At 26.6% G+C, this 13043-nt stretch carries 10 protein-coding genes; 9 read left to right on the top strand and 1 reads right to left on the bottom strand.

The features are described from left to right. Positions 1-14 precede the first annotated feature (14 nt). From ACH36K_RS15820 to ACH36K_RS15780, 9 genes are all read left to right on the top strand, one after another. Complete coding sequence (locus ACH36K_RS15820) at positions 15-857, top strand: S1 RNA-binding domain-containing protein (protein ID WP_411168563.1); 843 nt, start codon at positions 15-17, stop codon at positions 855-857. 187 nt (positions 858-1044) lie between these two features. Continuing rightward, positions 1045-2490, top strand: a complete 1446-nt coding sequence (locus ACH36K_RS15815) for a hypothetical protein (RefSeq protein WP_411168562.1) — start codon at positions 1045-1047, stop codon at positions 2488-2490. Beyond that, a complete protein-coding gene (locus ACH36K_RS15810) occupies positions 2490-3341 on the top strand; it encodes a GGDEF domain-containing protein (RefSeq protein ID WP_411168561.1) in 852 nt (283 codons plus the stop codon). The genes ACH36K_RS15815 and ACH36K_RS15810 overlap by 1 nt, the downstream gene beginning before the upstream one ends. Next, a complete protein-coding gene (locus ACH36K_RS15805) occupies positions 3331-4311 on the top strand; it encodes a DUF2334 domain-containing protein (protein WP_411168560.1) in 981 nt (326 codons plus the stop codon). Before ACH36K_RS15810 ends, ACH36K_RS15805 begins: the two co-directional genes overlap by 11 nt. A gap of 11 nt (positions 4312-4322) precedes the next feature. After that, positions 4323-5573, top strand: coding sequence for a glycosyltransferase (locus ACH36K_RS15800; protein ID WP_411168559.1), 1251 nt, complete (start codon positions 4323-4325; stop codon positions 5571-5573). A gap of 13 nt (positions 5574-5586) precedes the next feature. Continuing rightward, the gene (locus ACH36K_RS15795; protein ID WP_411168558.1) at positions 5587-7722 is read left to right on the top strand and encodes a cellulose biosynthesis cyclic di-GMP-binding regulatory protein BcsB; all 2136 of its coding nucleotides are present in this window, start codon (positions 5587-5589) and stop codon (positions 7720-7722) included. A gap of 206 nt (positions 7723-7928) precedes the next feature. After that, the gene (locus ACH36K_RS15790; protein ID WP_411170717.1) at positions 7929-8684 is read left to right on the top strand and encodes an amino acid ABC transporter substrate-binding protein; all 756 of its coding nucleotides are present in this window, start codon (positions 7929-7931) and stop codon (positions 8682-8684) included. A gap of 146 nt (positions 8685-8830) precedes the next feature. Then, a complete protein-coding gene (locus tag ACH36K_RS15785) occupies positions 8831-9451 on the top strand; it encodes an amino acid ABC transporter permease (protein WP_411170716.1) in 621 nt (206 codons plus the stop codon). Positions 9452-9478: 27 nt separating this feature from the next. Continuing rightward, positions 9479-10156: an amino acid ABC transporter ATP-binding protein gene (locus ACH36K_RS15780; protein WP_411168557.1), complete on the top strand. Its 678-nt coding sequence runs from the start codon at positions 9479-9481 to the stop codon at positions 10154-10156. 140 nt (positions 10157-10296) lie between these two features. Here ACH36K_RS15780 and ACH36K_RS15775 read toward each other — a convergent pair whose 3' ends face one another. After that, entirely contained in the window at positions 10297-12927 is a 2631-nt protein-coding gene (locus tag ACH36K_RS15775; protein ID WP_411168556.1) for a calcium-translocating P-type ATPase, PMCA-type, read from the bottom strand. Positions 12928-13043 lie beyond the last annotated feature (116 nt).

The following is a 13043-nucleotide window of genomic DNA, read 5'->3' as shown; positions in this document are numbered from 1 at the left end:
ATTTAGGAGGAAAAATGATTAATATAGGACAATATAATGTTTTAGAAGTTAAGAGAGAAAAGGAATTCGGATTTTACTTAGGTGATGAAGATAAGATTGATGTTCTTTTACCTAAGTCAGCTACAGAAAATAAAAATATACAAATAGGAGATAAGGTAGAAGTATTTGTATATAGAGATTCAAAAGATAGACCAATAGCAACATTTAAAAAGCCTTTAGTAACAGTTGGAGATGTTGCCTATTTAAAGGTAGTATTTCAAACAGAATTTGGTGCTTTCGTTGATTTTGGATTAGATAGAGATATTTTTGTTCCTATAAAAGAGCAAAGATTTAAATTACAAGTAGGAAGTAAGTATTTATTTTATGTTTACTTAGATAAAACAGGAAGATTAGCAGCAACTACAGATGTAGAGGCATACTTACAAAATGCAATGGAAGAAGAAAAAGAGTTTAAAGTTGGTGATGAAGTTGTAGCACAGGTTTATTCAAAGACACCAGCAGGAACTATTTATTTAGCAATAGACTCTAAATATAAAGGGTTAATACTTCCAAATGAATATTATACAGATGTTTATCCTGGAACAGAAATGAAATTAAGAGTTAAAAGAATATATGAGGATGGGGTTATAGGATTAACTCCAAGAAAAACAAGGTTAAGTGAAAGAGATCAAATACAAGAGGATATTCTTAAATATATGACTAAGAATGGTGGATTTATGCCTTTTAATGATAAGTCAAAGCCAGAAGATATTAAAGCTACATTTAATACAAGTAAAAACTATTTTAAAATGGCTTTAGGTGGACTTATGAAAAGTGGCAAAATAGTTCAAGAAGAAGAGGGAACTAGATTAAAATAAATACTAAACTAAAATAAATAGTTAAATAAAGAAAGAAATTAAAATGAGGCTTAAGTAAGTCTCATTTTTTTTGTATATAATTAAAGGTTCAGAGAAAAATAGATACAAAAGGTTTTTTAGTTGAGATATTACATAATAACTATTGAAGAAAGCACAATATAAAAGTATTAAATTAAGGATGATATTTATGAAAAACATACTAAATAGAATAAATTACTCTATCCTAGCAGTAGGTCTATTTCTATTAATAAGTTTAGTCACCTTATTCCTATCTCCTGTAATAGGTATGGCAGATAACGGGGATTATTACAGAATTATAAGTCAAAATGATTTATATCATTTATCAAAGGATAATGAAGATATATTCTTTGGATATTTTAATAAAAATTATGGAATATATAAGTATAATAATGAAGCAGAAATAACTCTTATATCTACACAATCTCAATTTATTAAATTAGCACTATTTATAGATAAATTAGTAACAAAAGATTATATTTTCGATATAAGAATACTTGCGCTAATATACGTAATAATACAAGCAACAGCTATATATTTAATGACTAAGGTATTGGTAGAAGAAGTAGGAAATAACATATATAAATTTATAATTGTAGGTTTAATTACTATTATATTTTCAGATACTGCTTATATAGCTTATTATAACTCTTTTTATGGAGAGGCTGTTAATATATGCTGTTTTTTATATAGTGCAAGCTTACTTTTATATATGTGTAAATTTAATAAGTTTAATGTAGTGAATCTAGTATTATTTGGACTATCTACATTTTTGTTTTTCGGATCAAAGCAACAATTGGCTCCTATAGGGCTATTAGGAATAATAATGCTAGTAAGAATTTATTTTTTTAAGAAAGATATAAAGATTAGAACAGTCTCAATATTAATAATGGCAGTATTTTTAATAAGCTCTATATATTTTTATAAATCTATACAAGGAGATTTTGATTATATAAACAGATATCATGCTATGACTAGAGGAGTATTATTAAATGAGCCAAACCCAGAAGAAATTTTAGAGGAATTTGGCATATATAATCAATATTCTCTTTTGCAAAATGAAATATTCTTTGAAAAAATTCCAATGATAAATCCTGATGATGAAAAGCTTAAGAATGAGTTTTATAGCAAGTATTCAGTATTTACCATACTTACATACTATATAAAAAATCCTAAAAAATTAACTAAGATGACAGATTTAGCTTTTGAAAACTCTTACTCTATAAGACCTAAGGTTATGGGAAACTATGAAAAAATAGAAGGTAAGCCCTTTGGAAAGCAATCAAATCTCTTTGTGCTTTGGAGTAGCTTCAAGGAAAATATACTACCAAAAGGATTAATAATGTCAGTTGTATATATATTAGTATATTTAATCTTTGCATATAAAAGATATAGAGATTCTATGATGAATAATGATAGAAGTATTTTAATTCTTGAAGAAAGTTTAATATATGTATTTCTAGTAGGATTATCCCAAATATTTATATCTATAATAGGTGCAGGGGATGCAGATTTAGCAAAGCATGTGTTCCTTTATAACTTAAGTTTTGATTTGATGTTTTTATTTACAATAAGTAGTTTCTTAAAAGATAAAGGTAAAAAGGAGAGGTCTTAGTGGTGAAAGAAGAAAGTCAAAGAAAAAAAGTAGATCTTTATATAAATGCACTAATATCATATTTTTTAGTACTTTCTATAATAATTACATTTATAAATTTTAAAGATGATTTTGAAAATTATATTATGTTAACAATTCTTATGATAATTGCCTTAGTAAGCTACTACTTTAATGTAACTATAGCATTAGTATTAACATTAGCAATAGATTTCATATATGGAACTTATAGTCTATACAAAAATATATCAATTGGATACACAATAAATAATACTGTATACATTTGGCTTATATTAATTCCAATTACTTCCTTGATTGTTTCACTAGTTTCAAAAAATATATTATTACTTCAAAATGAAGTAAAGAAATTAGAGATCCTTAATGAAGAACTTGTAATGATAGATCCACTTACCGGAGATAGAAATATTAAGGCTTTTGATAATGAAATGCCAATTTACATAAGTATGAGTAAGAGATATGGAATACCTATTACAATTATGATTGTAAAATTTAAATATAGTGATAGATTAAAAACTATAGTCGGGAAAAATTATTTCAATAAAATATTAGTAAAATCCTCAGAAGTGTTAAGTAAGTCTTTAAGAGTTGAAGACAGAAAATATATTTTAAATGATAATACATTTGTTTACATATTAATTTCTGATAATAAAGGAGCAAAAGTAATAGAAAAGAGATTAAAAAAGAATATATCTAATATAGAAATGAAAAATAGCAAGTTTAAGAAAAATGTAAATATAGAAATTCAAGTTGGTTTTTATACATATGATGGAGAAGTAGATGAACCTTTAGAGTTATTAAAAAATGCTGAGAAGGAATTAGAATATGATTTATAAGAGAAATAATATAAAAATATTAATTATATTTTTAGTAATATTTAATATATTTTTCACTAGGGATTATATATGCGCTAAAGAAAATGAAAAAATATACGTAATGCTAGATGAGGTTTATCCATTTGATGATTTAAATCTATTAGTAGAGAAAATAGATTATTTATATGATAAGGGTTATCCTTTTATAATGTCTGCTATGCCTGTATTTAATAATACAAATTCAAATGCAATGAGAAGATATGCAGAAGTTTTACGATATGCTCAAGCGAAGGGTGGAGCAATAATATTACATTTTCCATATATATATCAAAAGGATAGTGTCAATGCAGGTATAGATGATATATTAGGCAAAATGACAAAGGCTAATAAAAATTTCTTAGATTATTTAGTATATCCAAGTGCAATATATGTACCAGAGGACTTGCTATATTATAATGAAGCATACAAATATTTAAACACTTCCAATACTATATTTTTAGACACTAAGAAAGAAATAAAAAAAATAGATGTAGATAGCTTGAGGAATATAGATAACATTATAGAAAAAATACCTATAGAAGATTTTTACTATAAGAATAGTTACTTTAATAATAAAGCAATTACTTTAAAAGGAGATATGGATATAGGAGAATTTAAAAATAATGTACAAATGTTAGATAATAAAGAAGTTTACTTTGATAATTTTAAATATGTAAATACATATATCCATTTAGGAGATGATATTTTAGAGAGACATAACGGTAGTATTAGTTTAAATAATTCTAATGTAACTCCACAAAAATTTATATCAATAGAAGAGTTTGAAAATATGGTGGGCAATAAGATAGAAAATAAACCTATAGAAAATAATAGGATAAATTTATTCTATGCAAATAAGTGGATTATTTTATTAACTATATTAGCTAGTTTTATATTTATAATTATAGTAATTAGAAATAGGAACTTGGATAGAAAGAAATTTTTAAAATAGGGAGTATAGGTATGAAGATATTTGATTATGTAATTTTATATTCTCTTATAGTTATTTGGTTAATAATTTTAATTAATGTGATTCTTGTTATAGGAGGATACTTTTATTATTTAGATATTATGAATACAAGGCTAGATGAAAGTTTAGATGAATACCCATTTGTTTCAGTACTAGTTCCTGCGCATAATGAAGGAAAAGTAATAGAAAAGACTGCAAGATCTTTATTAGAGATTGATTATCCAAAGAATAGGTATGAAGTAATAATAATAAATGATAATTCAAGTGATAATTCAGCAGAAATATTAGATAGAGTAAAAAAAGAATATAGTGATAGAAATTTCATAATTATTAATACTGATAAAAATACTGGTGGTAAAGGGAAGTCAACGGCATTAAATATTGGATTTTCAAAAAGTAAAGGAGAAATATTAGCAGTGTATGATGCTGATAACACTCCAGAAAAAGAAGCTTTAAAATATTTGATTCAGACACTAATAAAGGGTGATAATCTTGGAGCAGTTATAGGTAAATTTAGATGTAGAAATAAAAATGTAAATATACTTACAAGCTTTATTAATATAGAAACCTTAACATTTCAATGGATGGCACAAGCAGGTAGGTGGAAACTGTTTAAGTTATGTACTATACCAGGAACAAATTTTGTAATAAGAAGAAGTATATTAGAAGAAATAAATGGATGGGATACAAAGGCAATAACTGAGGATACAGAGCTCAGCTTTAGAATATATAGGATGGGATATAAAATAAAATTTATGCCATTAGCAGTAACATGGGAACAGGAACCACAAACATTAAATGTTTGGTTTAAGCAAAGATCAAGATGGGCTAAGGGAAATACTTATGTGGTAATTAAAAATTTTAAGTATTTATTTGATAAAACAGCAGGAGCCACTAGATTTGATATATTTTATTATATTCTTATTTATTTTTTCTTTTTATCTGCAACTATTGTGTCAGATGCAATATTTGTACTAGGTGCTATTGGATTGGTTCATATAAATATACTAGGTTATAATACAATTCTTTGGATAATGGCTTATTCAGTATTTGTTTTATCTATATTGGTTGCCATATCAACAGAAAAAGGACAATTAACTATAAAAAATACTTTTGTAGTAATGCTTATGTATTTTACTTATTGTAAGTTATGGGGAATAGTAGCAGCCCTGGGGTTTTATAATTACTTAAAAGATGTGATATTTAAAAGAGAAGCTAAGTGGTATAAAACAGAGAGGTTTTAAAGGAGGAAAACAAATGAAAAGCTATAGGGTTAGTTTGAGAAAGGCAATACATATACTAATATTATCCTTTTTGTTAGTATCGATTTTTAATTTAATAACTTTTGCAGCACCTAAGAACTATAATGTAGGAAAAAAATCATATATAAAGAAAGAAACTATCAATAATGATTTTATATTTAAAGGAGTTTTTACAAGTCATAGCATTTATTTTAATATAGAAAAATGGTGGAGCGTAGAAAAGATAGAAGCAGAAATTAATTTATCCATAAATCAATTAGTAGATTTAACTAAGGATTCATATATAACTTTTAATATAAATGGAGTACCATTTTATTCTTACAAAATAGTATATAATCCAAATGAAGAAATTCAAAGTTTAAGAGTTAATATTCCGAAAGACAACTTAAAGGAAGGAATTAATGAATTTAAAATTGACGGATATTCTAGAATAACAGATAAACCATGTACTGATGATATTAATAATGCTAATTGGTTAGTAATAAAAAAGCAATCTCAAATAAATATAGCTTATAAGGAAAAACTTGTAGATAATAGTATAATGAATTTCCCATATCCATTTTTAAAATCAAACCAAAATGATTCGCAAATAACTCAAATAGTTATACCAGATGATTATAGTGATAATCATTTAGAAAAAGCTTTGTTAATTTCAACTTATTTAGGAAAAGAAGATAAAAGTAATCTTTACAAAGGAGAATTATTAAAGTATTCAGATCTAAAAAAACAAAATAATGAAAATAATATTATTTTTATTGGGAGTAAGGGATCACTTCCAACTGAAATAAATAATCTATTTAAAAATATTAATAATATAGACCTATCAAATTCAGCATTAATAAAATTAGGGGATTCTCCTTACAAAGGAAATGCTGAAAACTCAAAATTAATGTTAATAATATCAGATAAAGAAGATTATTATTTAAAGGCTATAAAATTTTTAATGAACAAAGAAATTACTACTCAAATAAGTAGTGATACATTTATTATAGATGATAGTATTAAAGAAGAAACACAAGTAAAAGATCTAGAAAATAGGATAACCTTTGAAAGTTTAGGATTTACTCATATACAATTTAAAGGACCTTTTAGAAGGACAGGAACAATTTCATATTTTTTACCTAAAAATAAAGCTATTGCAAGTGGAGCAAAAATAAAATTAAATTTTAGATATTCAGAAAACCTAGATTTTAATCGTTCTTTAGTTACCATTTATATAAATGATATACCAATAGGTAGTAAAAAGTTAGAAAAGGAAAATGTAGCTTCAGATGAATTAGAAGTTCAAATACCTACAGATGTTATTAATAGCAATTATATAGAAGTAAAGATAGCCTTTGATTTAGAAACTATTGGATCTTACTGTGAAATAAGGCAAGAAGAAATGCCATGGGCATTAGTAAATGGAAGCTCATATATTAATTTAGAAACTAAAGATTTAACAGGATATTTCTTTAATAAGTATCCTTCACCTTTTATAATAGATGGTAAATTTAATGAACTGCTTTTTTCAGTTCCTGATAACTTAAGCTCTAATGAACTTATAGCTGTAGGTAGAGTTTTTGCTTTAATAGGTAAGGACATAAGATATAACAATGGAATTTTTGAAGTTTCAAGATATTCTGCTTTAAATGGAAGAGAAAAAAATAAAAATTTAATAGTTTATGGAACTCCAGATTCAAATAAGCTAGTTAAGGATTTAAATGAAAAACTATGGTTTAAATATGAAGATAATTATAAATTTTTTATTAGAAATGAGAAATTATATTTAACAGAACCATTTAAATCTAAAATAGCATCTTTTCAATTAGATTCATCACCTTATAATAATCAAAAGGCAATGCTAGTAGTAACATCTCCTAATAAAGATGTGTTATTAGATTCCTTAGCTTATTTAGGTGACTCTAGTAAAATAGATAAGCTAATAGGAGACTCAGCAATAATAGATGAGTACGGAGATTTAAGAACATTTAAATTTAAGAAGGATGAAGAGAAGCCAGTATATGAAAAAGTAAAAAAATTAGATACTGCTGGAAGGGGCTTACTTGGAATTATAGTCCTAATAATTATATTCTTTACTGCTTCAACAATTATGTACTTTATAAAAAATAAAGAAAAAAAGAATAAGTAGTTTCATAAAGGACATATTTATAAAAAAACTATTATAAGATAAAATACGATAAATAATTTATATAATTATCGTATTTTATCATTGACTTTAACACTTTATTATGATAAAGTATTAATATAAGGAAGCGGATTCGGATATAAATATTAAAGGGGGATTTAATAATGAGTTTATTAAAAAAAATATTATCAAGTTCTTTAGTTGTATTAATGGCATTTGGATTAATTTCATGTGAAGGAAAAAAAATGAAAAATTCTATAGATAAAGATGAATTAATTTTGGGGTTTGATGATACTTTTGTTCCAATGGGATTTAAAGATGAAAATGGAGAATACACAGGTTTTGATATAGAACTAGCAAAAGAAGTTGGAGAAAAATTAGGTAAAACAATAAAATTCCAACCTATAGATTGGAGCATGAAAGAAACTGAACTTAATAACGGAAATATAGATTTTATATGGAATGGATATAGTGTAACAGAAGAAAGAAAAGAAAATGTTGAATTTTCAAAAGTATATTTAAATAACAGACAGGTTATTATAACATTAGCTAATTCAAAGATTAACTCAAAAGCAGATTTAAAGGGTGCAACAGTAGGTGCACAAAATCAATCAAGTGCTGTTGATGCAATAGAGGCAGATAAAGATATAGTTAAAAGTTTTAAAGATAGCAAGGTAGTTACATTTGAAACTAATAATGAAGCCTTAATGGATTTAGAAGCAGGTAGATTAGATGCTGTTGTAGCAGATGAAATTTTAATTAAATACTATATAAATCAAAGAGGAGCTGAAAAATATAAAATATTAAATGATGATTTTGGAAAAGAAACTTATGCAGTTGGTATGAGAAAAGATGATAAAGAGTTAGTAGAAGCATTTAATAAAGCTTTAGATGAAATAATTAAGGAAGGCAAAGCAGGGGAAATATCTAAAAAGTGGTTTGGAGAAGATATAATAGCTAAATAATATTTAAAATAAAATTCTAAAAACTTGCTCATATGTAATTACGGAATCATCATATCAACAAAGATGTCTAACAGAGCCTAAGATTAAAGACATTAATTAAGAAAGAGGTGCTTATTTTGAATTTATTAAATGAAGTCATAGCTCTTATGCCACAAGTATTAGAAGGGTTTAAAGTTACTATAGAAATATTTATAATGACTCTTATACTATCTATTCCACTAGGAGTAATAATAGCTCTAGGTAGAATTTCTAGAATAAAGATTTTAAAATCAATAACAGGAGCATATGTATTAATATTAAGAGGAACACCTCTATTACTACAAATTTTATTTATATTCTTTGGATTACCTTTATTAAATATAAGTATTCCAAGATTCCCAGCAGCAATTTTGGCAATGGTTTTAAATTATGGTGCTTATTTTGGTGAAATATTTAGAGCAGGAATACTTTCTATAGATAAGGGGCAATTCGAAGGTGCTGAAGTACTAGGATTAAGTAAAAAAGATACTTTTTTTAGAATAATAATGCCTCAAGCATTAAAAAGAATATTTCCTCCTGTAGCAAATGAAGTTGTTACTTTAGTAAAAGATACAGCATTAGTATATGTAGTTGGGTTGGACGAGCTTTTAAAAGTTGCTAAGATAGCATCTAATAGATTATCTTCCATAATGCCTTTTGTAGTTGTAGGAATTGTTTATCTAATATTTAATGGTTTCTTAACTAAAACATTAGAAGCTATAGAAAGAAAATTTAATTACTATCAGTAAGAAGAATATATAATAGGAGGTGTTTTTATGCTTAAAATTCAGAGCTTGAAAAAAACTTTTGGGAAAACAGAAGTTTTAAAAGGTGTAGATTTAGAAATTAAAAGTGGTGAAGTAGTAGTTATAGTTGGATCTTCAGGAGAGGGAAAAACTACATTACTAAGATGTATAAATGGCTTAGAGTTTTGTGACGAGGGTACAATAGAAATTGATAATAAATTTTTATGTAAAGATGGAAATTATAAAGAGAAGGTAGAATTTAATGAAGCAAGAAGAGAAATAGGACTAGTATTTCAAAATTTTAATTTATTTCCACATATGAGTGTTATAGAAAACTTAATTGAAGCTCCTAAAAGAGTTTTAGGACAATCAGAAGGAACGGCAAATAGAAATGCTTCAAAAATTTTAGAATTTTTAGGATTAAGTGATAAATTAAATAATTATCCTTATGAATTATCAGGAGGTCAAAAACAAAGAGTAGCAATAGGAAGGGCCTTAGCACTAAATCCTAAGTTAATGTGTTTTGATGAACCTACATCAGCTTTAGACCCAGGATTAACAGGAGAAGTTGCTAATTTAATAAGAGGACTTGCTAAAGATGGAATGAGTATGCTTATAATAACTCACGATATGGCATTTGCAGAGAAGGTCGCGGATAAAATATATTCAATGAAAGATGGTATTTTAAGTGAAGGAAACATTTTTTAGAATTAAGATTATAATTAATAATTATAGATAGAAATTAAGTTTAAAATTAGTATGAAATTTTTCATGATAAATTAAAATAGGGTACATCTAAAGAAGATGACCCTATTTTAATTTTATAGTTAAGCATTCATTATTAATAATTATCTATGAATTTTTTTATCATTCATTCTAAAAAAGATTTTTACTACTTCATTTATCACAAATGGAATTAAAGATATTAATATTACAATTCCCCAATCTTTAAAGTCTAAGGAGTATACTTTAAAGATATTAGCTGTAAATGGCACTGTAATTATTGTAAATTGTAATAAGATACCGAATAATAAGGAGGCTACTAACCATTTATTTTTAAACACTCCAACTTGGAATAATGACTTAGATTCATTTCTTACAGAGAAGGAATAAAATAATTGAGAAACACTAAGTACAACAAACGCCATAGTCTGTGCATGTCTTAAAGAATCAGGATATAGGTATTCACCTAATACAAAAGCAAATAGCGTTGTTGCCCCTATTAAAACTCCATTTATAATTAGCAATTTACCCATTCTTCCTGAAAATAAGCTTTCTTTTTCGTTTCTCGGTGGAATATCCATAACTCCCTTATCTCCAGGGTCTACTCCTAGTGAAAGGGCAGGGAAACTATCAGTAATTAAATTAACCCAAAGAATGTGTATTGGTAAAAGTGGTGATTCCCAATTAAGTAGTATAGCAAAGAATAAAGCAACTACTTCACCTAAGTTACAACTTAGCAAGAATAAAATAGACTTCTTTATATTATTAAAGATATTTCTTCCTTCTTCTACAGCTTTTACTATTGTGGTAAAGTTATCATCTGTTAAAACCATATCAGCAGCACCTTTTGCAACATCGGTTCCTGTAATGCCCATTGCAACTCCTATATCAGCACTTTTTAATGATGGAGCATCGTTAACGCCATCTCCAGTCATAGAAACAATGTTTCCATGAGCTTTAAATGCTTTTACAATTTTAACTTTATGCTCAGGTGATACACGTGCAAAAACTTTATAGTTATTAACTATCTTAGTGAATTCTTCATCTGAATAAGTATCTATTTCACTACCTGACATAGCTTCTGAAATATCATTAGCTATTCCAAGCTCCTTAGCAATAGCAACAGCAGTATTTTTATGATCACCAGTTATCATTATAGTTCTAATTCCAGCATTTTTACTAACTTGAATAGATCCCTTAACTTCTTCTCTTGGAGGGTCTATCATTCCCATAAGACCTACAAAAATTAAGTCCTTCTCTAGATCATCTATTGCAACATGTTCATTTTCTATAGTTTTATATCCTAAAGCTAAAACTCTTAATGCATCATCAGACATTGAATTTGAAGCCTTAAGAATTTTATCTTTTTCTTCTTTTGTAAACTCTTTAATTTCTCCATTTAATAATATTTTATTTGATATTTTTAAAATGCTATCTATGGCTCCTTTGGTGAAAACATTAAAGCCTTTATCATAAGTATTTACAGTGGTCATAAGTTTCCTATCAGAATCAAATGGAATTTCATTGACTCTCTTGTGGATATTGTTTAGCTCATCTTTAAATATATTAACTTTATTTCCAACATCAATTAACGCAACTTCTGTAGGATCACCTGTTTGAACTCCATCTTTTGAAGTGGAGTCATTACATAAAACCATACCATCAACTAAAAGTTTACTTTCATTATTATTAATGTCGATATCATCTAAGTTTATAATTTCATAGTTAACGTAATATTTTTTAACAGTCATTTTGTTTATAGTAAGAGTACCAGTTTTATCAGAACAAATAATAGTTACAGAACCTAATGTTTCGACTGATGGAAGCTTTCTAATTATAGCATTTTCTTTTATCATTCTTTGAACTCCAAGAGCAAGAACGATAGCTACTATTGCAGGTAATCCCTCAGGAATAGCGGCAACTGCTAAGCTAATAGAAGTCATGAACATTTCAATAAAATCTCTGCCTTGAAACATAGAAACTATAAACATAATTATTGAGATACCAACAGCTAAAAATCCTAAATTTTTACCAAGTTGAGCTAATTTTTTTTGAAGAGGAGTTACATTTTCATCTTCGTTATCTAACATTTTAGCTATTTTACCAATTTGAGTATCCATACCTGTAGCTACAACTATGCCCGTTCCTCTACCATAAGTAGCGAGAGTAGACATAAATGCCATATTATGCTGATCACCAATTGGAACATCTTTCTCTTCTTTTATAACTTGAGAATTTTTTTCAGAAGGAACAGATTCTCCTGTAAAGGCAGATTCCTCAATTTTCAAATTTGCAGACTCTATTAATCTTAAGTCAGCAGGGATATATCTTCCTGCATCTATTATAGCTATATCTCCAACAACAACCTCTTCTGATGGGATTTCTATAACTTCACCATTTCTTTTTACTAAAGCCTTAGGGGTAGACATATTTTTAAGAGCTTCTAAGGCTTTTTCTGCTTTGGATTCCTGAATAACTCCAATTATAGCATTAATGAATATTACGATTAGTATTATTATTGCATCACTAACTTCTCCTACTATAGTAGAAATTATTGCTGCAATGAATAAAATATAAATCATAACATCATTAATTTGAGCCAGAAAAAGTTGAAAAGTAGACTTTTTCTTTTTTCCTTGGAGTTTGTTTGGACCATTTTTTTCTAATCTTGTTTTTACTTCTTCTGAAGAAAGACCATTAATCAGATTAGATGATAATTCTTTTACTATTTCTTCAGAACTTTTATTAAACCACATTTAAATACCTCCAAACCTTCTAAAATTTGTAAAATTAAATTCCTTATATAAGTATAGCATAATTATTTTAATTAATATTAATACATGGAAAAAAAAGTGAGAAAAAAACTAGTTGT

Origin of the sequence: Clostridium sp. MB05, assembly GCF_046581255.1 — a bacterium.
Lineage (GTDB): Bacteria > Bacillota > Clostridia > Clostridiales > Clostridiaceae > Clostridium.
Note: the sequence above shows the minus strand (reverse complement) of the source record. Positions and strands in the feature narration are given on the sequence as shown.

What these genes read in the sequence shown, in the direction of transcription:
- ACH36K_RS15820 (WP_411168563.1), top strand. Translation starts at nt 15, where the DNA reads ATGATTAATATAGGACAATATAATGTTTTAGAAGTTAAGAGAGAAAAG.
- ACH36K_RS15815 (WP_411168562.1), top strand. Translation starts at nt 1,045, where the DNA reads ATGAAAAACATACTAAATAGAATAAATTACTCTATCCTAGCAGTAGGT.
- ACH36K_RS15805 (WP_411168560.1), top strand. Translation starts at nt 3,331, where the DNA reads ATGATTTATAAGAGAAATAATATAAAAATATTAATTATATTTTTAGTA.
- ACH36K_RS15800 (WP_411168559.1), top strand. Translation starts at nt 4,323, where the DNA reads ATGAAGATATTTGATTATGTAATTTTATATTCTCTTATAGTTATTTGG.
- ACH36K_RS15795 (WP_411168558.1), top strand. Translation starts at nt 5,587, where the DNA reads ATGAAAAGCTATAGGGTTAGTTTGAGAAAGGCAATACATATACTAATA.
- ACH36K_RS15790 (WP_411170717.1), top strand. Translation starts at nt 7,929, where the DNA reads ATGGCATTTGGATTAATTTCATGTGAAGGAAAAAAAATGAAAAATTCT.
- ACH36K_RS15785 (WP_411170716.1), top strand. Translation starts at nt 8,831, where the DNA reads ATGCCACAAGTATTAGAAGGGTTTAAAGTTACTATAGAAATATTTATA.
- ACH36K_RS15780 (WP_411168557.1), top strand. Translation starts at nt 9,479, where the DNA reads ATGCTTAAAATTCAGAGCTTGAAAAAAACTTTTGGGAAAACAGAAGTT.
- ACH36K_RS15775 (WP_411168556.1), bottom strand. Translation starts at nt 12,927, where the DNA reads ATGTGGTTTAATAAAAGTTCTGAAGAAATAGTAAAAGAATTATCATCT.